Source organism: Pseudomonas sp. LBUM1648, assembly GCF_059716145.1.
The window spans coordinates 4,045,649-4,068,908 of sequence record NZ_CP166808.1; the positions used below are offsets into that span (position 1 = coordinate 4,045,649).

General features: G+C 58.9%; 20 protein-coding genes. 7 read left to right on the top strand and 13 right to left on the bottom strand.

Features of this window, described 5'->3' with window-relative positions; translation table 11 throughout:
* The first annotated feature begins 176 nt into the window (after positions 1-176).
* From ACA043_RS18365 to ACA043_RS18380, 4 genes are all read left to right on the top strand, one after another.
* On the top strand, positions 177-851 hold the full coding sequence (locus ACA043_RS18365) for a heavy metal response regulator transcription factor (RefSeq protein ID WP_187681019.1): 675 nt from the start codon (positions 177-179) through the stop codon (positions 849-851).
* The gene (locus ACA043_RS18370; protein WP_497657624.1) at positions 848-2,245 is read left to right on the top strand and encodes a heavy metal sensor histidine kinase; all 1,398 of its coding nucleotides are present in this window, start codon (positions 848-850) and stop codon (positions 2,243-2,245) included. The genes ACA043_RS18365 and ACA043_RS18370 overlap by 4 nt, the downstream gene beginning before the upstream one ends.
* 299 nt (positions 2,246-2,544) lie before the next feature.
* Complete coding sequence (locus ACA043_RS18375) at positions 2,545-2,976, top strand: type II toxin-antitoxin system Phd/YefM family antitoxin (RefSeq protein ID WP_489880272.1); 432 nt, start codon at positions 2,545-2,547, stop codon at positions 2,974-2,976.
* Complete coding sequence (locus ACA043_RS18380; protein ID WP_401271835.1) at positions 2,973-3,350, top strand: type II toxin-antitoxin system VapC family toxin; 378 nt, start codon at positions 2,973-2,975, stop codon at positions 3,348-3,350. The genes ACA043_RS18375 and ACA043_RS18380 overlap by 4 nt, the downstream gene beginning before the upstream one ends.
* A 147-nt stretch (positions 3,351-3,497) precedes the next feature.
* Here the strand turns inward: ACA043_RS18380 and ACA043_RS18385 are convergent, their stop codons facing one another.
* From ACA043_RS18385 to ACA043_RS18410, 6 genes are all read right to left on the bottom strand, one after another.
* Positions 3,498-5,240: an ABC transporter substrate-binding protein gene (locus ACA043_RS18385; protein ID WP_187681021.1), complete on the bottom strand. Its 1,743-nt coding sequence runs from the start codon at positions 5,238-5,240 to the stop codon at positions 3,498-3,500.
* Positions 5,241-5,309: 69 nt separating this feature from the next.
* Positions 5,310-5,582 (bottom strand): DUF2160 domain-containing protein, encoded by a 273-nt coding sequence (locus ACA043_RS18390; protein ID WP_095189651.1) that lies wholly within the window; start codon positions 5,580-5,582, stop codon positions 5,310-5,312.
* 10 nt (positions 5,583-5,592) lie between these two features.
* Positions 5,593-6,393, bottom strand: coding sequence for a carbohydrate ABC transporter permease (locus ACA043_RS18395; protein WP_003192012.1), 801 nt, complete (start codon positions 6,391-6,393; stop codon positions 5,593-5,595).
* A gap of 9 nt (positions 6,394-6,402) precedes the next feature.
* Positions 6,403-7,269 carry a carbohydrate ABC transporter permease gene (locus ACA043_RS18400; RefSeq protein WP_095189650.1) on the bottom strand — a complete coding sequence of 289 codons (867 nt, stop codon included), beginning with the start codon at positions 7,267-7,269 and terminating at the stop codon, positions 6,403-6,405.
* Entirely contained in the window at positions 7,266-8,381 is a 1,116-nt protein-coding gene (locus ACA043_RS18405; RefSeq protein WP_103305292.1) for an ABC transporter ATP-binding protein, read from the bottom strand. The genes ACA043_RS18400 and ACA043_RS18405 overlap by 4 nt, the downstream gene beginning before the upstream one ends.
* Positions 8,381-9,475 carry an ABC transporter ATP-binding protein gene (locus tag ACA043_RS18410; RefSeq protein ID WP_497657625.1) on the bottom strand — a complete coding sequence of 365 codons (1,095 nt, stop codon included), beginning with the start codon at positions 9,473-9,475 and terminating at the stop codon, positions 8,381-8,383. Before ACA043_RS18410 ends, ACA043_RS18405 begins: the two co-directional genes overlap by 1 nt.
* Positions 9,476-9,813: 338 nt before the next feature.
* Here ACA043_RS18410 and ACA043_RS18415 point away from each other — a divergent pair, with 338 nt between their 5' ends.
* Entirely contained in the window at positions 9,814-11,652 is a 1,839-nt protein-coding gene (locus tag ACA043_RS18415) for a sigma-54-dependent Fis family transcriptional regulator (protein ID WP_497657626.1), read from the top strand.
* 178 nt (positions 11,653-11,830) lie between these two features.
* Here ACA043_RS18415 and ACA043_RS18420 read toward each other — a convergent pair whose 3' ends face one another.
* The 3 genes from ACA043_RS18420 to ACA043_RS18430 all read right to left on the bottom strand — a co-directional run bounded on the left by ACA043_RS18420 (position 11,831) and on the right by ACA043_RS18430 (position 16,484).
* Complete coding sequence (locus ACA043_RS18420) at positions 11,831-13,048, bottom strand: MFS transporter (protein ID WP_497657627.1); 1,218 nt, start codon at positions 13,046-13,048, stop codon at positions 11,831-11,833.
* Positions 13,049-13,382: 334 nt separating this feature from the next.
* Entirely contained in the window at positions 13,383-14,765 is a 1,383-nt protein-coding gene (cysS, locus tag ACA043_RS18425) for a cysteine--tRNA ligase (RefSeq protein ID WP_497657628.1), read from the bottom strand.
* Between the two features lie 21 nt (positions 14,766-14,786).
* Complete coding sequence (locus tag ACA043_RS18430) at positions 14,787-16,484, bottom strand: glutamine--tRNA ligase/YqeY domain fusion protein (protein WP_187681027.1); 1,698 nt, start codon at positions 16,482-16,484, stop codon at positions 14,787-14,789.
* Positions 16,485-16,735: 251 nt separating this feature from the next.
* Here ACA043_RS18430 and ACA043_RS18435 point away from each other — a divergent pair, with 251 nt between their 5' ends.
* Both ACA043_RS18435 and lpxH read left to right on the top strand, forming a co-directional pair.
* Positions 16,736-17,242: a peptidylprolyl isomerase gene (locus tag ACA043_RS18435; protein ID WP_187681028.1), complete on the top strand. Its 507-nt coding sequence runs from the start codon at positions 16,736-16,738 to the stop codon at positions 17,240-17,242.
* The gene (gene lpxH, locus ACA043_RS18440) at positions 17,239-17,985 is read left to right on the top strand and encodes a UDP-2,3-diacylglucosamine diphosphatase (protein WP_401268606.1); all 747 of its coding nucleotides are present in this window, start codon (positions 17,239-17,241) and stop codon (positions 17,983-17,985) included. Before ACA043_RS18435 ends, lpxH begins: the two co-directional genes overlap by 4 nt.
* Before the next feature lie 169 nt (positions 17,986-18,154).
* Here lpxH and ACA043_RS18445 read toward each other — a convergent pair whose 3' ends face one another.
* The 4 genes from ACA043_RS18445 to ACA043_RS18460 form a co-directional block, all read right to left on the bottom strand.
* Positions 18,155-19,684: a DHA2 family efflux MFS transporter permease subunit gene (locus tag ACA043_RS18445; RefSeq protein ID WP_489880276.1), complete on the bottom strand. Its 1,530-nt coding sequence runs from the start codon at positions 19,682-19,684 to the stop codon at positions 18,155-18,157.
* 280 nt (positions 19,685-19,964) lie between these two features.
* Positions 19,965-21,167, bottom strand: coding sequence for an HlyD family secretion protein (locus ACA043_RS18450; protein ID WP_187681031.1), 1,203 nt, complete (start codon positions 21,165-21,167; stop codon positions 19,965-19,967).
* Positions 21,168-21,182: 15 nt separating this feature from the next.
* Positions 21,183-22,652: an efflux transporter outer membrane subunit gene (locus ACA043_RS18455; RefSeq protein ID WP_497657629.1), complete on the bottom strand. Its 1,470-nt coding sequence runs from the start codon at positions 22,650-22,652 to the stop codon at positions 21,183-21,185.
* Positions 22,642-23,124, bottom strand: a complete 483-nt coding sequence (locus ACA043_RS18460) for a MarR family winged helix-turn-helix transcriptional regulator (RefSeq protein WP_150592326.1) — start codon at positions 23,122-23,124, stop codon at positions 22,642-22,644. The genes ACA043_RS18455 and ACA043_RS18460 overlap by 11 nt, the downstream gene beginning before the upstream one ends.
* Positions 23,125-23,260: the final 136 nt, after the last annotated feature.

Consider the following 23,260-nt stretch of genomic DNA (forward strand, 5'->3'; position numbering starts at 1 on the left):
GTTTTTCGTTGACTCTGTAGCTACTACAGCCTTTACCTTGCACGCCTGCACGCAGAGAAATCTCTGTAGGAATATTTTTAGTCGTTAATAAAACCCGCCCGGAAGCCCTTACAAAAACAATAACTTTCCCGGCCACCCTTAATTAAATATCCATTAAATAAAAGTGGTGATAGATCATGCGAATCCTTGTCATCGAGGACGAGCTTAAAGCTGCCGAATACTTGCATCAGGGTTTGACCGAAAGTGGTTATATCGTCGACCACGCGGCCACCGGCGCCGATGGACTGCATCTGGCACAACAGCAGGCCTACGACCTGATTATTCTCGATGTGAATCTGCCGGAACTCGACGGCTGGGGCGTGCTGGAACAACTGCGCCGTACCCACGCCACGCGGGTGATGATGCTCACCGCACGCGGGCGTCTGGCCGACAAGATTCGCGGTCTCGATCTGGGCGCCGACGACTATCTGGTCAAGCCATTCGAGTTCCCCGAGTTGCTGGCACGGGTCCGTACACTGATGCGCCGCAGCGAAAACATCCCGGTGCCGCAGGTGCTGAAAGTCTCTGATCTGGAACTTGATCCCGGGCGCCATCGTGCGTTTCGTGGCGAGCAGCGCATTGACCTGACCACCAAGGAATTCGCCCTGCTGCATCTGTTGATGCGCCAGTCCGGCGAGGTGCTGACCCGCACGCAGATCATCTCGCTGGTGTGGGACATGAATTTCGACTGCGACACCAATGTGGTCGAAGTCTCGATCCGGCGGTTGCGGGCGAAGATCGACGACCCGTTCGACCACAAGTTGATCCACACCCTGCGCGGTGTCGGTTATGTGCTGGAGGCGCGCGAATGAAACCGGCCAGTCTGTCGATGCGCCTGGGTTTGACGGTGAGTATTCTCGGTGCGCTGCTGGTGGTGTTTCTGGCGATCCTGGCGTATTTCGCCCTGACCCATGAGCTCAATGCGCTATCCAGAGACAGCTTGGAAAAGAAGGTGGAGCAAGTCGAACACAGCCTGTCGCTGTACGCCGATGCTGGTGAGATTCGCTCGAAACCGCATATTTTGCTCGATCAGGTGATGGGCCATGACAACCTCACGTTGACCATTTACGACCGCGCAAATCTGCGTACGCCGCTGCTGAAATCCGGCTCGGGACTGGCCGATCCACGGGTTGAATTGAAAGCCGTTCGGGCGACCACCGAGCAGTTGAGCTACAGCGATAGCACTGATGCTGAAGGCGCAAAGTTTCTGACGGTGTCGAAGCTGATCCGCCTCAAGGATGGCAGCAGCGTACCGGTGTTGCTGTCGATGGATAACGCTCACGATCAGGCCTTGCTCAGTGCCTATCTGCGCTCGACGCTGATTGCCTTGCCGTTGTTGCTGATCTTCATTGGCCTGACTGCCTGGGGCGCGGTGCAGCGCGGGCTGGCGCCAATGCGCGAGTTTCGCAAAGTGGCGGCGATGGTCTCGACTCAGGATCTGGATCATCGGCTTTCAGTGGTGAACATGCCGCAGGAACTCAGCGAACTGGCGCAAGGCATCAACTTCATGCTGCATCGGCTGGATGCCGGGGTGCAGCAGTTGTCGCAGTTCTCGGATGATCTGGCCCATGAGCTGCGCACGCCGATCAACAATCTGATGGGCAAGGCGCAAGTCACACTGTCACGCGAACGCAGCGTGGATGAGTACAAGGATGTGCTGGTCTCCTGCACTGAAGAACTGGAGCGCGTGGCGCGGATTGTCTCGGACATGCTGTTTTTGGCGCAGGTCAGTCATCCATCGGCACTGGCACCGTTTGAGTCGGTGGCGCTGGAGGTGGAAGCATTGAAGGTGGCGGAGATGTTTTCGCTGTCGGCGCAGGACAAGCAGATTCATTTGAACGTGCTTGGCAGTGCGTCGGTGATGGGGGATCGGTTGATGATTCAGCGAGCGATTTCCAATCTGCTGTCCAACGCGCTTCGGCATTGCCCGGCCGGGAAAACCGTGACGCTGCTGATCGAGCAAGGCGCGACGCAGACTTCATTGCTGGTCAGTAATCCTGGCGCGGGGATCGAGGCGCAGCATCTGCCGCATCTGTTTGATCGCTTCTACCGGGTCGACAGCAGCCGCTCGCGCTCGCAGGGCAGTACCGGGTTGGGGTTGGCGATTGTGAGGTCGATCATGAGCCTGCATCAGGGCGTGGCCGACGTGAAAAGCCTGCCCGGTGCGATGACCGTGTTCCGATTGGGTTTTCCTGCGGAGGCGTGAACGGCCCTATCGCTGGCAAGCCAGCTCCCACAGTGATCTACGGTGACTCCGGATTTTGTGAACACCACCGAAACCTGTGGGAGCTGGCTTGCCAGCGATAGCGGTGGGTCAGTCGATAGCAATGTTGAATGCCTGAGCGGAAATCGAGCGTTTTGTGCGATTTTTTACCGAAACGCTCGCGTCCCCGCACAAACTCCGAAAGCTCTCGCTTTAACCTCCGTTTCGTCCTACAGCCAGCCTTGAGTGGATAGCTCTAAGGTGAGTGCCCAGGCAGGTCGAATATCGAAACGAGGCAAATAATGAAACGAGATGTCTTTTGTGAGTTGGTTGGGGGCGTCGATGCTTTGGCAGCCCGGCATCAAACTCATGTCACGCAACTCCCCTATCGGCGAAGCCCCAATGATCAACCCGTCATTTGCACGGAGCATGGGCGTGATTTTGCAGCTCTAAAATATTCTGGCTATATTTGTCCAGAATACAGGAGTGAACTGATGATCATCGTTCCGCTGGCTGAAGCAAAAAACAATTTATCCAAACTCGTTGATGACGCCGCTGCCGGGCAAGTCATCACCATTGCCAAGCATGGTCGGGCGATGGCTCGCCTTGTTCCGGTAGGAAAACCCAGCACGCAGCGCATCGGTGCGATGAAGGGCAAACTGGTGCTGCCCCAGGATTTCGATTCACCAATACCCGATGACATGCTGGATGCCTTTGAAGGCACTCAAGCATGAGGCTGCTGCTCGACACGCACATTCTGCTCTGGACACTCACTGATGACGCCAGACTGTCCGGCAAAGCCAGAAAGCTGATTGAAAACGCTGCCGATATCTACATCAGTGCCGCCACCTTCTGGGAGATGGCTATCAAGGTTGGACTCGGAAAACTGAACGTTGATCTGGAAGAAATCCGCCAATATTGCCTCGATAGCGGATTTATCGAACTGCCGGTGACTTCCGAACATGCCATTGCTGTTAAGGATCTTGAGCACCACCACCGAGATCCTTTTGATCGCCTCATCGTGGCAACCGCAATGACCGAACCGATGAAACTGCTTACGGCTGATCCATTGGTTGCTCAGTACACAGATTTGGCTGTCCTGGTTTAACCCAATGCTCCCACAATGATCTGCGGTGACTTCGGATTTTGTGAACGACACAACACCTGTCGGAGTGAGCCTGCTCGCGATGACGGTAAATCAGCCACAAAAGAAAACGGCACCTTGCGGTGCCGTTCTCTTTTCACAGTTCAGCCTTTACTTGCGAGCATCCGCCCACGATTTCAGCAGTTCGTTGTAGCTCACGGTCTCGCCCTTCGGCTTCTCGTTAGCCAGTTTCGGTTTCGGCGCGCCTGGCTGATCAAACCAGTATTGCGCGTCGCGTTCCGGGTTCATTTTCGGTGCGCAAGTGGCTTGGGCCTTGGAGCGTTCCAGTCGGGTCATGATCGCGTCCTGATCTTTCGCCAACCCATCCAGCGCCTGCTGCGGCGTTTTCTCGCCGCTGGCCGCTTCGGCGATGTGGCTCCACCACAGTTGCGCCAGGCGCGGATAGTCCGGCACGTTGGTCCCGGTCGGGGTCCATTGCACACGGGCCGGGCTGCGATAGAACTCGACCAGACCGCCAAGTTTCGGCGCCAGGTCAGTCATCGCTTGCGAGTTGATGTCCGACTCACGAATCGGCGTCAGGCCGACGATGGTTTTCTTCAGCGATACGGTTTTGGAAGTCACGAACTGCGCGTACAGCCACGCCGCGAGTTTCTGTTTCTCGGGAGTGGATTTCATGAACGTCCACGAACCCACGTCCTGATAACCGAGCTTCATGCCCTCTTCCCAATACGGCCCGCGCGGCGACGGTGCCATGCGCCATTTCGGCGTACCGTCGGCGTTGACCACCGGCAGGCCCGGTTTGGTCATGTCGGCGGTGAACGCGGTGTACCAGAAAATCTGCTGGGCGATGTTGCCCTGCGACGGCACCGGCCCCGACTCGGAGAAGGTCATGCCCGCCGCTTCAGGTGGCGCGTAGGCCTTGAGCCAGTCGACGTATTTGGTCGTGGCAAACACTGCCGCCGGGCCGTTGGTGTCGCCGCCACGGGTCACGCTGGAGCCGACCGGGTGGCAATCCTCGACACGAATCCCCCACTCGTCCACCGGCAGACCGTTAGGCAGGCCCTTGTCGCCGCCACCGGCCATGGAGAACCAGGCATCGGTGAAACGCCAGCCCAGCGACGGGTCTTTCTTGCCGTAGTCCATGTGCCCGTAAACACGTTTGCCGTCGATTTCCTTGACGTCTTCGCTGAAGAATTTGGCGATGTCTTCATAGGCTGACCAGTTCACCGGTACACCCAATTCGTAGCCGTACTTTTCCTTGAACTTGGCTTTCAGATCCGCCCGTTCGAACCAGTCGGCGCGGAACCAGTACAGGTTGGCGAACTGCTGGTCGGGCAGTTGATAGATCTTGCCGTCCGGCGCAGTGGTGAACGAGATGCCGATGAAGTCCTTGAGGTCGAGGGTCGGCGAGGTGAAGTTCTTGCCTTCGTTGGCCATCAGATCAGTGATCGATTCGGTCTTGCCGTAGCGGAAGTGCGTACCGATCAGGTCCGAGTCGTTGACCCAGCCGTCATAGATATTCTTGTCGGACTGCATCACCGTCTGCATTTTTTCCACCACGTCGCCTTCTTGCAGCAAGTCGTGGGTGAGCTTGATCCCGGTGATTTCGCTGAAGGCCTTGGCCAGCACCTTGGACTCGTATTCGTGAGTGGTCAGGGTTTCCGAAACCACCTTGATGTTCATCCCGCGAAACGGCTCGGCGGCCTTGATGAACCACTTCAATTCTTCCAACTGCTGTTCAGCCGTCAGGGTCGACGGTTTGAATTCGCTGCCGATCCACTTTTTCGCGGCGTCTTCGTAGGCATCGGCCCAGGCAGATGCGCTCAGACCGCTGAGTGCCAGCATGGCTGCCAATGAAATGCTATGTCGCAGCTTATTGTTTTTGTCGAACATAGAGACCTCCTGTTTAAGTTGTGGAGCTGACTTTTTACACAAGCCCGCCGAGCGAACGTTGTAAAGAACCTAGCCCCAACGCATCACAGCCAACAGCCACACCAGGGACAACGCGGACGCGACCCAGATGCTCCAGTCGGTGGCGCCGATTACCAGCAGATGCAGGTAGGCGCTGCCGAGAAGACCGATAAACAAGCGATCGCCACGGGTGGTGGCAATCGGCAGAAAACCTCGCCGCAGGATGCTCGGCGAGCGCAGCTCCCACGTCGTCATCCCCGCCAGGATCAGGCCAATGACGATAAAGAATGCGGCTGTGGGTGTCGTCCAACTCATCCATTCCATCATCAGCTCCTCAGACCCGACCGAGGGCAAAGCCCTTGGCCACGTGGTTGCGAACAAACCAGATCACCAGCATGCCCGGCAGGATGGTCAACACCCCCGCCGCTGCCAGCACGCCCCAATCGATACCCGAAGCCGAGACGGTGCGGGTCATCACGGCGGCAATCGGCTTGGCGTTTACCGAGGTCAACGTGCGCGCCAGCAGCAATTCGACCCAGGAAAACATGAAGCAGAAAAACGCCGTGACGCCGATACCGGAGCCGATCAACGGGATGAAAATCTTCACGAAGAACTTTGGAAAACTGTAGCCATCAATGTAGGCGGTTTCGTCGATTTCCTTCGGCACGCCAGACATGAAGCCTTCCAGAATCCACACCGCCAACGGCACGTTGAACAGGCAGTGCGCCAGCGCCACGGCGATGTGCGTGTCAAACAAGCCAATCGACGAATACAACTGAAAGAACGGCAACAGGAACACCGCCGGCGGCGCCATGCGGTTGGTCAGTAGCCAGAAGAACAGGTGCTTGTCGCCGAGAAAACGATAGCGCGAAAACGCATACGCCGCCGGCAACGCCACACTCAGGGAAATCACCGTGTTCAGGCTGACGTAGTACAGCGAGTTCAGATAACCGGTGTACCAGCTCGGATCAGTGAAGATCACCTTGTAGTTCGCCAGCGTGAAGTCCTGTGGGAAAAGCGTCAGGCCGCCGAGGATTTCGGTGTTGCTCTTGAAGGACATGTTCAGCAGCCAGTAGATCGGCACCAGCAGGAACAGGATGTAGACCAGCAATGGGATAAGCTTTCTTTTGCTCATGGCCGGGCCTCAGCGGTTGGCGTCGGAGTGCGTCATGGCGGTGTAGAACAGCCAGGACACCAACAGGATGATCAGGAAGTACACCAGCGAAAACGCCGCTGCCGGACCCAGGTCGAATTGCCCTACAGCCATTTGCGTCAACGTCTGACTCAAGAAGGTCGTGGCATTACCCGGCCCGCCGCCGGTGAGCACGAACGGCTCGGTGTAAATCATGAAACTGTCCATAAACCGCAGCATCACCGCGATCAGCAGCACACTTTTCAACTTGGGCAACTGGATGTGGCGGAACACAGCCCAGGCCGAGGCCCGGTCGATCCGCGCGGCCTGGTAATACACGTCGGGAATCGCCCGCAACCCGGAGAAACACAACAGCGCCACCAGCGAAGTCCAGTGCCAGACGTCCATCACCAGCACCGTGACCCAGGCGTCCATGGTGTTGGCCGCATAGTTGTAGCTGATGCCCATGGCGTTGAGGCTCGAACCGAGCAAGCCGATATCGGCACGGCCAAAGATCTGCCAAATGGTGCCTACCACGTTCCATGGAATCAGCAGCGGAATCGCCAGAATGATCAGCACCAGTGACGACCAGCGGCCCTTGGTCGGCATGGTCAGGGCGACGGCGATGCCCAGCGGGATTTCGATCAACAAGACGCAGGCCGAGTAGATGAACTGGCGCAGCAGCGAGTCGTGCAAACGCGGATCGAGCAGCACTTGCTTGTACCAGTCGGCACCGACGAAGTAGCGGCTGGACTGGTCGAAGATGTCCTGCACCGAATAGTTGACCACGGTCATCATCGGGATTACCGCACTGAACGCCACCAGCAGAAACACCGGCAACACCAGCCACCAGGCCTTGTTGTTCTGCACCTTGTTCATGGCTGCACCTCGTTTTCTTCTGGGGCTTCAAGCAGAAACTCATCGGCATAGACCATCAGCCATTGCGCCGGAAAACTGATGTACGCGGTGCCCTGCGGCACTGGTTTGTCTTCGGCCAGGCGCACTTTCAGCGGCGCACCGTCGAGGTCCAGGGTCATGATCTTGTAGGTACCGAGGTCTTCGACGTGTACGACCCTGGCCTGCATCGCGTCGTCAAACGGCTCGTCCCACACATGAATGAATTCCGGGCGAATGCCGACCTTCAGATTTTTCCACTGGCCGTGTTCGATATGGCGCTGCAAGGCGTCGGACAACGGCAGGTGGGTCGAGGCGAAACCGACGCCGCCGGGTTGCGGCTGCACCTCGATCAGGTTCATGCCGGGGCTGCCGATGAAGTAGCCGACAAAGGTATGACTCGGCCGCTCGAACAATTCCCGTGGCGTACCGAACTGGACGATCTGGCCGCCGTACATCACCGCGATTTTGTCGGCGAAAGTCGAGGCTTCCAGTTGATCGTGGGTCACGTAGACCATGGTGATGTTGAACTGCTCGTGGATCTGCTTGAGCTTGCGCCGCAGTTTCCACTTCAGGTGCGGGTCGATCACCGTCAGCGGTTCATCGAAGAGGATCGCCGAAACGTCGTCACGCACCAGCCCACGGCCCATGGAGACTTTCTGTTTTTCGTCGGCGGTGAGGTTGCGGGCCTTTTTGCTCAGCAGGCTTTGCAGATCGAGGACCTCGGCAATTTCCTGCACCTTGCTGTGTACTTTCGCCTCGGCCATGCCCTGATTGCGCAGGGGAAACGCGAGGTTATCGAACACGGTCATGGTGTCGTAAACCACCGGAAACTGGAAAACCTGAGCAATGTTGCGCTTCTCCGGGGTCAGGTCGTTGACTGCTTTGCCGTCGAACAACACATGACCCTGCGAGGGGCTGAGCAGGCCGGAAATGATGTTGAGCAAGGTCGACTTGCCGCAACCCGACGGCCCGAGCAACGCATAGGCGCCGCCCTGCTCCCAGACGTGATCCATCTCGCGAATCGCATAATCTTCCGCGCCGCTGGGGGTTTTGCTGTAGCTGTGGGCGAGGTGTTGCAAACGGATTTCGGCCATCAGGCAACCCTCGCGACACGCCGACCCGGTGCTTGCACCAGACGGCCCTGCGCATCGAAAACGAACAGTTTGTGGGTCGGGATATAAATGCGGATCGGCGCATCGACGTCGTATTCGTGAACGCCGGGCAGGTGCAGCACCAGCAGAAAATGCTCGTTGCGCACGTGCAGGAAGGTTTCCGAACCGCTGATCTCGGCGACTTCGACGGTCACTGCCAATTCCAGATCGTCGTCGTTGCTTGGCACCAGCGAGATATGGCTGGGGCGCACGCCGAAGCGGAACTCGCCCTCGCCCACCGGGCGCAGATCGACGTTCAACGGGAAGTGTACGAAGTTGGCGAAGCTGACTTCGTTGCCGGCAATTCGCCCCGGCATCAGGTTGATCGGCGGCTCGGAGAACAACTCCGCCGCCAGCACGGTTTGCGGCTGGTGGTAAACCGAGGTCGAAGGGCCGCTCTGAATCACCCGCCCCTCGTGAAGAATCGTGGTAGTGCCGCCCAGCGCCAGCGCTTCGTTGGGCTCGGTGGTGGCGTAGATCGCAATGGTGTGGCGCAGCTTGAACAGCTCGCGCATTTCCTGACGCAGCTCTTCACGCAGTTTGTAGTCGAGGTTGACCAGCGGCTCATCGAACAGAATCAGCTCGGCATCCTTGACCAGCGCCCGGGCCATGGCCGTGCGTTGCTGCTGCCCCCCGGAAAGCTCCAGCGGATAGCGCTGCAGAAACTTCTCGATGCGCAGCATCTTCGCCGTTTCCTGCACCTTGCTGTGGATGATCTCTTTCGACACACCAGCCTGCCGTAGCGGCGAGGCGATGTTCTCGAACACGGTCATGGTCGGGTAGTTGATGAACTGCTGATAGACCATCGACACGTTGCGCAAACGCACCGGTCGTTGGGTGACGTCCACGCCGTTCATCAGGATGCGGCCGCTGTCGGGCTTGTCCAGCCCTGCCATCAGGCGCATCAGGCTGGTCTTGCCGGACAGGGTGCGCCCGAGCAAAACGTTGAAGGAACCGGGTTCGAATTTCAGGCACGCATCGTCGATCCAGGTCAGGCCTTCGACGGTACGGCAGACGTGCTCCAGGGTGAGTGACATGGCTCGGCCTTTTTATTATTGGAGTCAAGCGACCTGTGCACTGGAGCGACTTTCGTGCCAAAAATGGCAAGTGATTGATTTGTCGTGAAAATCGTTGAAAACGCGGCTAAACGGCGTTCAGAGCTGAACACATTTGAACAGTTGGGCGATTGACAATGAACAATAGTGAACAACACTCTATGAACGCTTTCGCGACCCGATTCCCTGTAGGAGCTGCCGAAGGCTGCGATCTCTTGATGTTGTTTTTTAACGATCAAAATCAAAAGATCGCAGCCTTCGGCAGCTCCTACAGGGGGCCTTATAACAATAATAAAAATGCCCTTCAGAGGCTGACCGCCATGGCCGCACCTGCCCCGCCGCTGTCCCACGACGCGATCATCCAGAGTTCCTGGCAACGTTGCCGTGCGTTCGGTCTTGATCATCAAAGCACCCCGGCCTTCGACCAATTGCCCGCCGCCGGCATTGCGCAATTGCTCGACAGTCAGCACTCGCTGGTGCAGACCACCCATCAGGAGGTGCTGCCCTACTACGAGAACATCCTCAGTAATTCCAATTGCCTGATCATGCTCGCCGACCATCAGGGCCAGGTGCTGACGTCGTGGGGCACGCAACGGTTTATCGAGCCGAATCTGGCGCGGGGCTTTCAACCCGGCGCGAGCTGGATGGAGCGCTGCAGCGGCACCAATGCGATCGGCACTGCACTGGCCTGCGAGCAGGCGGTACACATTGAACACGACGAGCATTTCCTCAAGGCGAACCGCTTCATGACCGGTTCCGCCGCACCGATTTTCGACGCCGAGCGCAAAGTCATCGCGGTGCTCGATGTGTCCAGCGACAGCTACCTGCCGCCCTCCCACACCTTGGGCATGGTCAAGATGATGAGCCAGACCGTGGAGAACCGGCTGATCCTCAACCTGTTCCACGGCCAGCACTTTCAACTGACCTTCAACACCGGTTTGAACAACCTCGACAGCCAATGGGCCGGCTTGCTGATTTTTGATGAGAGCGGTCAGGTGCTGTCGGCCAATCGCCGGGCGGACAATCTGTTGGGCGTGCGCTTGTCGCGGGTCAGCGTTGAAAGCCTGTTCAAGGTGTCGCTGCTGGAGTTGATCAATCAGCCGGACGGTTTGCCGTTCGCCTTGCAGACCTCCGGACGTAACCGCTTTCAGTGCTTGTTGAAGCGGCCGAAACAGGCACCGATTCAGGCGCGGGTGTTTGCAACTGAACCTAAACCCGTCGCTGCAACCGCGATCAGTCTCAACACTCTGCACTTTGGCGACAGTCGGGTGGAAAAAGCCGTGCGCCAGGCTGAGCGTCTGCTGGAAAAAGACATTCCGTTGCTGATCCACGGCGAAACCGGGGTCGGCAAAGAGGTGTTCGTCAAAGCCTTGCATCAGGCCAGTTCGCGCAGCAAACAGGCATTCATCGCCGTCAACTGTGCGGCGATCCCCGCCGAACTGGTGGAGTCCGAACTGTTCGGCTACGAGAAAGGCGCGTTCACCGGCGCTAACCAGAAAGGCAGCATCGGCCTGATTCGCAAGGCTGACAAAGGCACGCTGTTCCTCGATGAAATCGGCGACATGCCGTTGCCGACCCAGGCGCGGTTGTTGCGGGTTTTGCAGGAGCGCTGTGTGCAACCGGTGGGCAGCAGCGAGTTGTTCCCTGTGGATCTGCGGATCATCTCGGCGACCAACCGCTCGCTGCGGGAACAGGTGCAATTGGGGCGGTTTCGTGAGGATTTGTATTACCGCATCGGTGGGCTGACATTGGAGCTGCCACCGTTACGCGAGCGCAGTGACAAAGAGGCGTTGTTCAAACGGCTGTGGGAACAGCATCGCGAGCCGACGCAATGGGCGGGTTTGAGCCGTGAGGTATTGGAACTGTTCGACAAGCATCCGTGGCCGGGGAATTTGCGTCAGGTCAGCAGCGTGATGCAGGTGGCACTGGCCATGGCTGAGGAGCAACCGGTGCGGCCGGAGCATTTGCCGGATGATTTCTTTGTCGATCTGGAGATGGAGCCGGTTGAGAGCGCGCAGCCACTGGGGTTGGATTTGAATGACGTTGAAGCGCTGAACCGGGAGTTGAAGGCTGCGGGGGGGAATATTTCGCACTTGGCGCGGCGGTTGGGGGTTAGTCGCAATACGCTTTACAAGCGGTTGCGGCAGATGGGGGATTGAGAGGATGGCCCTTGCCCCTCACCCCAGCCCTCTCCCCTTGGGAGAGGGGGCTGACCGAGGTGTCTGGCGTGGTACATCGACCTGAAAAATCGTGTCGATTATGGATTCAGTACACCTCGTTCAGGTCGGCGTATCTCTTGAGCATCCCCCAAACAGTCCCCTCTCCTGGGGGAGAGGGTTAGGGTGAGGGCGAAAAGGCCGGCTCAACATGCGTAGCAGAAGCAGCACCCAATGTACGCAGTCCAACCAGCACAACCACCATCATCATCACCCCGGCACCAATCGCCACGCCGAACCCTGCTCGCGCGCCGAACGCATCAATCACCAACCCCGCCAGCATGCCTCCCAGCGCTACGCCGATGCTGATGCCAGTGGTCATCCACGTCAGCCCTTCTGTCATCCTGGACGCAGGGATGATGATCGTCCCCAGCTTCATGACCACGACCATCGTTGGCGCAAACGATATACCAGCGATAAACAGCATCCCTGACAGGACATAAACATCTGTTGAGAAAACCGGTAGTACGCCGGTAACGGCCGTGACCAATATGCCAATGAAGAACTGTTTTTCGATCGGCAGGGAAACCCGCATTGCACCGAAGGTCAGGCCCGCCACCAGTGAGCCGAACGCGTAGGCGGCGAGGATGAACGTGGCGGACGCTGGCCAGCCTTGTGCATTGGCGAACGCCACAACGGCGACATCGATTGCTCCGCCAATGACCCCCATCGCCAACAGCGCCAGCACGATGGTGCGAACGCCGGGAATCAGCAAGGTGGAACCGGTGTGGCTCTTGTGGCCCAAGACCACTTTCGGTTCGGTCTGGCGCTGCAACAGAAACGCCGTCACCCCGATGGCCAGCAGCGCCACAGCGACAAGCGGCCCGGCTTCGGCGAAAAAGCTCACGCTCAAACCGATCGCCAGTGGCGGACCGATGATGTAAGCCAGTTCGGTCAGCACCGTATCAAGGGAGAACGCCGTATGCAGCTGAGGCTTGCCACGGAACAACTGCGTCCAGCGTGCCCTGATCATGGACGGCATGCTCGGCATCGTCCCCGCCAGTGCAGCGAGCACAAAAAACAATGCGGCGGGAGCCCTCATGTAGACGGCGAAGATCAGCGCCAGCAACATCACAACGCTGAAAGCCGTGACGATGGGCAGCACTCGACTCTGACCATGCCGGTCAACGAGTTTCGAGATGCGCGGGCCGAGCAGTGCATTGGCCAGGGTAAACGTACCGGCGACTGCGCCGGCCAGCCAGTACACGCCTGTTTGCTGTACCAACATGGTGATGATGCCGATGCCGATCATTGCCTGCGGTAATCGGGCAATAGAGCTCGCGAGCACTAACCCGGTGGCGCCTGGGGTTGTCAGCAGTTCGCGATAGTGATTAGCCATGATTTCTCCCTCTATTCGTCGCTGAGCAGCATCCCGCTGCCGCGTCAGACATCAAGACCTAGGCGGACACCAAAAGCAACAGCAAAAAGATCCCCTCACCCCAGCCCTCTCCCGGAGGGAGAGGGAGCCGACCGAGGTGTCTGGCGTTGTACATCGACCTGAGAGATTGCGTGGATTATGGATTCGGAGAAAACCTTTCAGGTCGGCGTATTTCTTGAATATCCCCCATTCAGTCCCCCTCTCCCTCCGGGAGAGGGTTAGGGTGAGGGGCTCTTCTTCGCAGCCAAACAAAAACCCGCACCAGGCGGGTTTTGTTTTAAAGCAGATCAGACGATCAGTCAGCCAGACGCCAGGTCGTGCCGCCCTTGCCATCTTCCAGCACCACGCCCATGGCGGTGAGCTGGTCGCGGATGCGGTCGGACTCAGCCCAGTCCTTACCGGCCCGTGCCGCCAGACGCGCCGCAATCAGCGCATCGACTTCAGCCGCATCGACACGCCCTTCAGCGCCCGCCTGCAAGAAATCATCGGCTTCCAATTGCAACACGCCCAGCACACTGGCCAGTTCTTTCAGACGCGCCGCCAGACCGGCCGCTGCATTGAGATCGCTCTCACGCAGACGGTTGATCTCACGCACCATCTCGAACAGCACCGCGCAGGCTTCCGGCGTACCGAAGTCGTCGTTCATCACCGAGGTGAAACGCTCGACGAACGCTTCGCCGCCGGCCGGCGCCACAGTCGGCAGGCCTTTCAACGCGTGGTAGAAACGCTCGAGGGCGCCTTTGGCGTCCTTGAGGTTGTCTTCCGAGTAGTTGATCGCGCTGCGGTAGTGGCTCGACACCAGCAGGTAACGCACGACTTCCGGGTGGTACTTGTCGAGCACGTCGCGAATGGTGAAGAAGTTGTTCAAAGACTTGGACATCTTCTCGCCATTGATGCGAATCATGCCGCAATGCATCCACGCGTTGGCGTAGGTCTTGCCGGTGGCTGCTTCGCTCTGGGCGATTTCGTTTTCGTGGTGCGGGAATTCCAGATCGCTGCCGCCGCCATGAATGTCGAACGTCTCACCCAGGCAGCAGGTGGACATCACCGAGCACTCGATGTGCCAGCCCGGACGCCCGGCGCCCCACGGCGATTCCCAGCTCGGCTCGCCCGGCTTGACGCCTTTCCACAGCACGAAGTCCAGCGGATCTTCCTTGGCTTCGTCGACCTCGATCCGCGCACCGATGCGCAGGTCTTCGATCTTCTTGCGCGACAGCTTGCCGTAACCCATGAACTTGCCGACGCGGTAGTACACGTCGCCATTGCCCGGGGCGTAGGCGTAGCCCTTGTCGATCAGGGTCTGGATCATCGCGTGCATGCCCGGAATGTGATCCGTGGCGCGCGGCTCCATGTCCGGCTTCTTGATGTTCAGGCGCGCTTCGTCTTCGTGCATCGCCGCGATCATGCGCTCGGTCAACGCTTCGAACGATTCGCCGTTCTCGTTGGCCCGGTTGATGATCTTGTCGTCGATGTCGGTGATGTTACGCACGTAGGTCAGGTTGTAACCGCTGAACCGCAACCAGCGGGTCACCAGGTCGAACGCGACCATGCTGCGGCCGTGGCCCAGGTGGCAGTAGTCGTACACGGTCATCCCGCAGACGTAGATGCGCACGTTGTTGCCATCGAGCGGCTTGAAGACTTCTTTGCTCTTGGTGAGCGTGTTGTAGATCGTCAGCACTTTAATTTCCTTGACGCTGAATCACTGGCCCCACGAATCACGCAGGGTCACGGTACGGTTGAATACCGGCTGACCTGGTTTCGAGTCCTTGATGTCCGCGACGAAGTAGCCTTCGCGCTCGAACTGGAAACGGTCTTCCGGCTGTGCATTGCCAAGCGATGGCTCAGCACGACAACCGGTCAGCACTTGCAGTGAGTCAGGGTTGATGTTGTCGAGGAAACTCGCGCTGTCTTCGGCCTTCTCAGGGTTGGCCGAACGGAACAGACGATCGTACAGACGCACTTCGCACTCGACGCTGGCAGCGGCCGGCACCCAGTGCACCACGCCTTTGACCTTACGGCCCTCAGGGTTCTTGCCGAGGGTTTCCGGGTCGTACGAGCAACGCAGTTCGACGATGTTGCCGTCGGCGTCCTTGATCGCTTCGTCGGCACGGATCACGTAGCTGCCGCGCAGACGCACTTCACCACCGGCTTCCAGGCGCTTGTAGCCCTTCGGCGGCTCTTCCATGAAGTCTTCACGGTCGATGTAGATTTCCCGGGCGAATGGCAGAGCGCGCACGCCCATGTCTTCTTTCGGGTGGCGCGGCAGTTCGAGGTTCTCGACCTGGCCTTCCGGGTAGTTGGTGATCACGACTTTCAGCGGGCGCAGCACGCACATGGCGCGCGGTGCGCTGTGATCAAGGTCGTCACGGATGCTGAATTCGAGCATGCCGAAGTCAACCACGCCGTCGGAACGGTTGGTGCCGATCATGTCGCAGAAGTTGCGGATCGATTTCGGCGTGTAGCCACGGCGGCGGAAGCCCGACAGCGTGGACATGCGCGGATCGTCCCAGCCATTGACGTGCTTTTCATCGACCAGTTGTTTCAGCTTGCGCTTGCTGGTGATGGTGTAGTTCAGGTTCAGGCGGCTGAACTCGTACTGACGCGGGTGCGCCGGCACTGGCAAGGCGTCGAGGAACCACTCGTACAGTGGACGATGGCTTTCGAACTCCAGGGTGCAGATCGAGTGAGTGATGCCTTCGATGGCGTCCGACTGACCGTGGGTGAAGTCGTAGTTCGGGTAGATGCACCACTTGTCACCGGTCTGATGGTGATGAGCGTGGCGGATGCGGTACATGATCGGGTCGCGCAGGTTCATGTTCGGCGAGGCCATGTCGATCTTGGCACGCAGCACACGGGCGCCGTCCGGGAACTCACCGGCGCGCATGCGGGCGAACCAGTCGAGGTTCTCTTCAACCGAACGGTCGCGGAACGGGCTGTTCTTGCCCGGCTCGGTCAGGCTGCCACGGTATTCCTTGGCTTGCTCAGGGGTCAGGTCGTCAACGTAGGCCTTGCCAGCCTTGATCAACTCGACCGCCCAGTCGTGCAACTGGTCGAAATACTGCGAGGCGTAGCGCACTTCGCCGGACCATTCGAAGCCCAGCCATTTGACGTCGCTTTCGATCGCGTCGATGTATTCCTGATCTTCCTTGGCCGGGTTGGTGTCGTCAAAACGCAGATGCGTGACGCCGCCGAACTCCTGGGCCAGGCCGAAGTTCACGCAGATCGATTTGGCGTGGCCGATGTGCAGGTAGCCGTTGGGCTCAGGCGGGAAACGGGTGACGATCTGAGTGTGCTTGCCCGAGTCCAGGTCTGCCTGGATGATCGGCCGCAGGAAGTTGACCGGCACGGCGGGGCCGGACTTGGCATTCGAGGTAGGGTCGACAGTGGGCTTGCTCATAGGATCCTTGACTTACATGTGCGCGGCCGCAGAGAGGGGCCAGACAAAACAAAGCCGCTATCATAGCCGATGCTGTCAAGGGGCTGACAGAGCAGGCCCTATAAAGGAACGCATTTAATCGCCGGGAATTGAAAAACAGCCTCGAAATTCGCGCCTGTCACGCTAAACTGCGCACCTTGGCCAAAGCAGGCTGAACCGGTTTTGGGGCTCAATGTCCGATAACCACGAATTCCTTATGAAGAGTAATGACCATGACTCAAGTCAAACTGACCACCAACCATGGCGACATCGTCATCGAACTGAATGCTGAAAAGGCGCCGACCACCGTCGCCAACTTCATCGAGTACGTTAACGCCGGTCACTACGAAAACACTGTTTTCCACCGTGTAATCGGTAACTTCATGATCCAGGGCGGCGGTTTTGAGCCAGGCATGAAGGAAAAGAAAGACAAGCGTCCAAGCATCCAGAACGAAGCTGACAACGGTCTTTCCAACGACAAGTACACCGTTGCCATGGCGCGCACCATGGAGCCGCATTCGGCTTCCGCGCAGTTCTTCATCAACGTGGCTGACAACAGCTTCCTGAACCACAGCGCCAAGACCACCCAAGGCTGGGGTTACGCCGTGTTCGGTAAAGTGACCGCCGGTACCGACGTTGTCGACAAGATCAAAGGTGTTTCGACCACTTCCAAGGCCGGCCACCAAGACGTACCAGCAGACGACGTGATCATCGAGAAAGCCGAGATCATCGAAGCGTGATATTGCTGATTTCAGACTTGCATCTGGAAGAGGAGCGCCCGGACATAACCCGGGCGTTTCTGGATTTGCTCGCCGGACGCGCCCGCTCGGCGAGTGCGTTGTACATTCTGGGCGACTTCTTCGAGGCGTGGATTGGCGACGATGCCATGACGCCCTTCCAGCGCTCCATCTGCCAGGCCCTGCGCGAATTGAGCGACAGCGGCACGGCCATTTTTCTGATGCACGGCAATCGCGACTTCATGCTCGGCAAGGCCTTCTGCAAACAGGCCGGCTGCACGTTGTTGAAGGACCCGAGTGTCGTGCAGTTTTACGGCGAACCGGTGCTGTTGATGCACGGCGACAGCCTCTGCACCCGCGACGTCGGCTATATGAAGCTGCGTCGTTACCTGCGCAACCCGATCACCCTGTTTATCCTGCGGAACCTGCCTTTAAGCACCCGCCACAAACTCGCGCGCAAGCTGCGCAGCGAAAGCCGGGCGCAGGTGCGGATGAAGGCCAATGACATTGTCGATGTCACGCCGCAAGAGATTCCGCGGATCATGCAGGCATTCGGCGTGAAAACCCTGATTCACGGGCACACCCATCGCCCGGCGATCCATAAGCTGCAGCTCGGTGAGCAAGCGGCGAAGCGGATTGTGCTGGGGGATTGGGATCGTCAGGGTTGGGCGTTGCAGGTGGATGAGAACGGCTATGCGTTAGCGCCATTCGACTTCGCCCCGCCGCTGGCTTTGCCGCACGGCTGAAGATCGCTACCCCCTCACCCCAGCCCTCTCCCCCAGGGGGGCGAGGGGGAAAGGGAGCCGATCTCTGTGCTTTTCAAAACCTGAGTTCGACTGAAGTCTGTCAGGTCGATGTATCCCGAACATCCACCACGGTCAGTCCCCTCTCCCTCCGGGAGAGGGGCTTTTGACCTTAATGCCCGGAAGCAGCCGGCCCTGCCTTCGCCGCAAACGGCGGCTTCGCCAGCCACACAATCAGAATCAACCCCATGAACCCCCAACCCAGCAGCGTGAAGTAATCCACGGTGGAGAGCATGTACGCCTGGCTGGTGAGGATCTGATCCATCTGCGCATAAGCCGATTGGCTCGCGCCGCCTAGATGATTCAAGGTCTCGCGCGTCGCCGGCTCATACGTACTGATGCTTTCACTCATGTACGCGTGATGCTGATCAGCCCGGCGAATCCAGATCCACGTGGTCAACGACGCGGCAAAGCTGCCGCCCAGTGTCCGCAGGAAGGTCGCCAGGCCCGCACCGTCGGCAATCTGGCTCGGCGGCAAGTCCGACATCAGAATGCTCAAGGTCGGCATGAAGAACAGCGCCACACCAATGCCCATGAACAGTTGCACCAGAGCGATGTGCTGGAAGTCCACTTCATTGGTGAACCCGGCGCGCATGAAGCAGCTCAGGCCAATCGCCAGAAACGCCAGCCCGGCGAGCAAGCGCAGGTCGAACTTGTTCGCGTACTTGCCGACAAACGGCGACAGCAGCACCGGCAGAATGCCGATCGGCGCCACAGCCAGACCCGCCCAGGTCGCGGTGTAACCCATTTGCGTCTGCAACCACTGCGGCAGGATCAGGTTGATGCCGAAGAACCCGGCGTAACCCAACACCAGCACAATCGTGCCGATACGGAAGTTACGGTGCGCGAACAGCCGCAGATTCACCACCGGATGCTGGTCAGTCATTTCCCAGATGACGAACACCGCCAGGGCAATCACCGAAATCGCTGCGCCGATGATGATGAAGTTCGATTCGAACCAGTCCAGGTCATTGCCTTTGTCGAGGATCACCTGCAAGGCACCGACGCCGATGATCAGCGAGATCAGCCCAACGTAATCCATCGGCTGACGACTGGTCACCACCGGCCGCTTGGCCAGTTGCGAACGCACCACCATCACCGCAAAGATCCCGATCGGCACGTTGATGAAAAAGATCCACGGCCAGCTGTAACTGTCAGTGATCCAGCCACCGAGAATCGGCCCGGCAATTGGTGCGACCACCGTGACCATCGCCAGCAACGCCAAAGCCATCCCCCGTTTCGCGGGGGGATAAACGGCGATCAACAGGGTTTGTGTCATCGGATAAAGCGGCCCGGCCACCAGGCCTTGCAGCACGCGGAAGCCGATCAACTCGGGCATCGACGTCGAGATACCGCAGAGAAACGAGGCCAGCACAAACAGAATGGTGGCCCAGAGAAACAGCTTCACCTCACCGAAACGCCGACTGAGCCAACCGGTCAGCGGCAGCGCAATGGCGTTGCTCACGGCAAACGAGGTGATCACCCAGGTGCCCTGCTCCGAACTCACCCCCAGGTTGCCGGAAATCGTCGGCAATGCCACGTTGGCGATGGTGGTGTCGAGCACTTGCATGAAGGTCGCCAGCGACAGGCCGATGGTGCTGAGCAACAGGCTGGGCGGCGTGAAAGAGGCGTTATTGCTCATTGTGAATCCTTTGGAACAAAGTTGACGCTGCGTCTGTTACAGACACAGCAGCCCTTGTGGGAACACGCTTTTGTGATGAGGGAGCTTTTGTGGCGAGGGGATTTATCCCCGATGGGTCGCGAAGCGGCCCCTCTTTTGGTCCTAAAAAGACGGGCCTGCTTCGCAGTCCATCGGGGATAAATCCCCTCGCCACAGATGCATCCTTTCTCTACAGAAGAATCCCTTCTTCCCAGATGAATCTCTTCACCACAAAGACTGCTCCCACAGGGTTAGCGGTGAATCAGCGTTGCGCGGTTTTGCTGGCCGCAGCGCTGTTGTCGTGGATCAGCTGAGCGATCATCGCGTCGGCTTCGGCCAGTTGACGGTCGTAGACGTTGGTGCTGAACGAGGCTTTCTGCGGTGGTTGCTGAGCCAGTACCGGGCCGCTCTGGTCGTGCAGATTGACTTCGACGTTGGTCGACAGGCCCACCCGCAGCGGGTGCTTGGCCAGTTCTTCGGCGTTGATGTGAATCCGCACCGGCACACGCTGAACGATCTTGATCCAGTTACCGGTGGCGTTCTGCGCAGGCAACAAGGCAAACGCGCTGCCGGTGCCGGCGCCGAGGCTGTCGACGGTGCCGCTGTATTTCACGTCGCTGCCGTAGATGTCGGACTCGATGTCGACTGGCTGACCGATGCGCATGTCACGCAGTTGGGTTTCCTTGAAGTTGGCATCGATCCACAGTTGATCCAGTGGAATCACCGCCATCAGCGCGGTGCCCGGTTGTACGCGCTGACCGAGTTGCACGGTGCGTTTGGCGACGTAACCGGTGACTGGCGCGATCAAGGTGCTGCGCGCATTGGTCAGGTAGGCCTGACGCAGATCCGCAGCAGCCGACATCACGTCCGGGTGCGACGACACCACGGTGTCATCGACCAGCGCGCTGCTGGTTTTCAGTTGCTGTTTGGCGTTGGCCAGGGCGTTTTGCGCCGAGGTCAGGTCATCGCGAGCGTGGGACAGTTCTTCCTGGGAAATCGCCCCGCCAGCGGCGAGATTCTTCCGGCGATTGAAGTTGTCCTGCGCCTTCTGCACTTCAGCCTGTTGCGCATTGACCTGGGCTTTCATGCCATCGACGTTGCTGTACAAGCCACGCACCTGACGCACGGTGCGCGCCAGTTTGGCCTGAGCACTTTGCAGGCCGACTTCAGCGTCGTTAGGGTCGAAGTTGATCAGCACCTGACCTTCGTGAACCAGGTCGCCATCGTCAGCGCCGATGCTGACCACGGTGCCGGTCACCAGCGGAGTGATTTCCACGACGTTGCCGTTGACGTAGGCGTCGTCGGTGCTTTCGTTAAAGCGCCCGATGAATTCGTGATACGCCCAGACGCCGCCAACAGCGAGGAGGACGATAACCGCCAGCACCAGCAGCATCACTTTGCGTTTGCGCGGATTGCCGGTGTCTGGGGTGTTGTCTGGAGCTTGAGTGTTTTCGGCAGTGGCCATGACAAATACCTTGAATTAGTTGTGCGACGTGGCTGGGGTGGCGTTGGCTGCGGTCAGGGTCTGCCCCTGGAAGCCGCCGCCCAGCGCTTGCATCAGTTGAATCGACAGGTCGATCTGCTCGGCATTGAGGTTGGCCAATTGACGCTGGGCCTGGAGCAATTGCTGCTCGATGCTGAGCACGTCCAGGTAGTTGCCGATGCCGGAACCGTAACGCTGGACGACGGTGTTGTAAGAGTCCTGAGCAATGTCGGTGGCGTGTTGCTGCGCGCCGATCTGCCGGCCGATGTCACGCAACTGATTGATCGTGTCGCTGACATCGCCCAGTGCTTTCACCAGACTTTTGTTGTACTGCGCCACCGCCAGGTCGTAATCGGCGTCGCGCGCATCGAGGTTGGCACGCAGGCGTCCGCCATCGAAGATCGGCACCGAAATGGTCGGGGCAATATTGAAGAAGCGACTGGCCGAACCGAACATTGCGTCACCCAAAAGGGATTCGGCGCCGGCCGAGGCCGTCAGGTTCAGGTTCGGATAGAACTGGGTCTTCGCCGAGTCGATGTCCTTGCTCGCCGCTTCTACCCGCCAGCGGGCGGCAACCAGATCCGGGCGACGACCGAGCAGTTCCGCCGGTAACACCGACGGCACCGCCACGGCGCTGGCCTGCAACACTTTTGGCCGGGCGATTTCATTGCCGCGATCCGGGCCTTTGCCGAGCAACACGGCCAAGGTGATTTTCGCGCTGTTCAGGCGTTTTTCCGCATCGATCAGGCTGGCTTCGGAACTGGCTTCCAGGCTTTGCGTTTGCTGGAACTGATACTGGCTGTCGATCCCGGAACTCAGGCGACGCTGGCTCAGATCGAGCATCTGTTTGGTGCGCTTGAGGTCTTCGTTGGCCAGGTCATAGACGATGTGCGCCTGACCGAGATCGCTGTAAGCCCGGGCCACGTCGGCGGCGAGGGTCAGCTGTGCAGCCTGACGATCGACTTCGGCGGCACGGGCCTGACCGAGTGCGGCTTCCCAGGCGTCACGCTGACCGCCCCACAAATCGAAGTTGTAATTGAAGCCGGCGCTGACATTGCGCACGGTGGCGTAGGCATCGCCCTGCCCTCGCGGATCCTGATCCTTGGCCAGACGCGAACGGCTGATGCCGGCGCTGGCGTCGAGGGTCGGATAACGCGCGGCATCGGCGGCATACGCAGCGGCGCTGGCCTGATGGGCGCGGGCTTCAGCGATCTGCATGTCCGGGCTGTCGTGCAGCGCTTCGCGGATCAAACCGTCGAGTTGCGGATCGCCGAGGCTGGTCCACCAGTCGCTTTTCGGCCACGCGGCGGGCGACAGGGTTACGCCGTTGAGGGATTGGCCGACTTTCAGGCTTTGCGCATCAAGATTTTTGCCTTGGGTGTCGAGGCCGCTGTAGTTGGCGCAACCGGCGAGGATCATCGCCGACAGCACGAGTGTCAGGCTGCTGCGCAAGGTTTTACCGCTCATTGTGTTCACCTAACCGCTGGATGGTGATCGGGTCACCGGCTGCCAGCAGAATTTTCTTGAGGATGTATTCCAGGGTCTTCAACTCGTCCGGAGTGACGGCGCCGGCCAATTCATTCATTGCATCGGCGCCGATGTGCGGCAGGCGATCGGCCAGTTGCTGGCCTTGCTCGGTCAGTTTCAACTGCACCTGACGGCGATCGCCTTCGCTGCGTTGGCGAACCAGGAAACCTTTCTGCTCCAGACGATCGAGCATGCGCGTCATCGAACCGCTGTCCAGCGACAGGTGCCGGCACAGCTCGGCCGGAGTGTCGACGCCGAACTGGGCCATGATGATCAACACCTTGAACTGCGCGGCGGTGATGCCGTGGGGTTCCATGTGGGTGTCGATGATCCGGTCCTTGAGCAGCGCAGCACGGCCAAGCAACAGGCCGAGATGGCAGTGTTTGAATTCGTCCGGGGTGAAATGCTTCATTTGCTCACCTAATAACTGCCTAGGCAGTGAATGTATGTCGAGATGTTACTGCCTAGGCAGCGAATGTCAAACAAATAGTTAGGAGGCTTTGTAATTGGCGGATAGGCGGTGGTGCTTCAGAAGCCAAAAGCAAAAG

Coding starts and splice junctions, on each gene's coding strand:
- ACA043_RS18435 (WP_187681028.1), top strand. CDS start 16,736: ATGACTCAAGTCAAACTGACCACCAACCATGGCGACATCGTCATCGAA.
- ACA043_RS18420 (WP_497657627.1), bottom strand. CDS start 13,048: ATGGCTAATCACTATCGCGAACTGCTGACAACCCCAGGCGCCACCGGG.
- ACA043_RS18445 (WP_489880276.1), bottom strand. CDS start 19,684: ATGAGCAATAACGCCTCTTTCACGCCGCCCAGCCTGTTGCTCAGCACC.
- ACA043_RS18385 (WP_187681021.1), bottom strand. CDS start 5,240: ATGTTCGACAAAAACAATAAGCTGCGACATAGCATTTCATTGGCAGCC.
- ACA043_RS18370 (WP_497657624.1), top strand. CDS start 848: ATGAAACCGGCCAGTCTGTCGATGCGCCTGGGTTTGACGGTGAGTATT.
- ACA043_RS18460 (WP_150592326.1), bottom strand. CDS start 23,124: ATGAAGCATTTCACCCCGGACGAATTCAAACACTGCCATCTCGGCCTG.
- ACA043_RS18455 (WP_497657629.1), bottom strand. CDS start 22,652: ATGAGCGGTAAAACCTTGCGCAGCAGCCTGACACTCGTGCTGTCGGCG.
- ACA043_RS18410 (WP_497657625.1), bottom strand. CDS start 9,475: ATGTCACTCACCCTGGAGCACGTCTGCCGTACCGTCGAAGGCCTGACC.
- ACA043_RS18390 (WP_095189651.1), bottom strand. CDS start 5,582: ATGGAATGGATGAGTTGGACGACACCCACAGCCGCATTCTTTATCGTC.
- ACA043_RS18375 (WP_489880272.1), top strand. CDS start 2,545: ATGAAACGAGATGTCTTTTGTGAGTTGGTTGGGGGCGTCGATGCTTTG.
- ACA043_RS18400 (WP_095189650.1), bottom strand. CDS start 7,269: ATGAACAAGGTGCAGAACAACAAGGCCTGGTGGCTGGTGTTGCCGGTG.
- ACA043_RS18450 (WP_187681031.1), bottom strand. CDS start 21,167: ATGGCCACTGCCGAAAACACTCAAGCTCCAGACAACACCCCAGACACC.
- ACA043_RS18405 (WP_103305292.1), bottom strand. CDS start 8,381: ATGGCCGAAATCCGTTTGCAACACCTCGCCCACAGCTACAGCAAAACC.
- ACA043_RS18430 (WP_187681027.1), bottom strand. CDS start 16,484: ATGAGCAAGCCCACTGTCGACCCTACCTCGAATGCCAAGTCCGGCCCC.
- ACA043_RS18380 (WP_401271835.1), top strand. CDS start 2,973: ATGAGGCTGCTGCTCGACACGCACATTCTGCTCTGGACACTCACTGAT.
- ACA043_RS18395 (WP_003192012.1), bottom strand. CDS start 6,393: ATGAGCAAAAGAAAGCTTATCCCATTGCTGGTCTACATCCTGTTCCTG.
- ACA043_RS18415 (WP_497657626.1), top strand. CDS start 9,814: ATGGCCGCACCTGCCCCGCCGCTGTCCCACGACGCGATCATCCAGAGT.
- ACA043_RS18365 (WP_187681019.1), top strand. CDS start 177: ATGCGAATCCTTGTCATCGAGGACGAGCTTAAAGCTGCCGAATACTTG.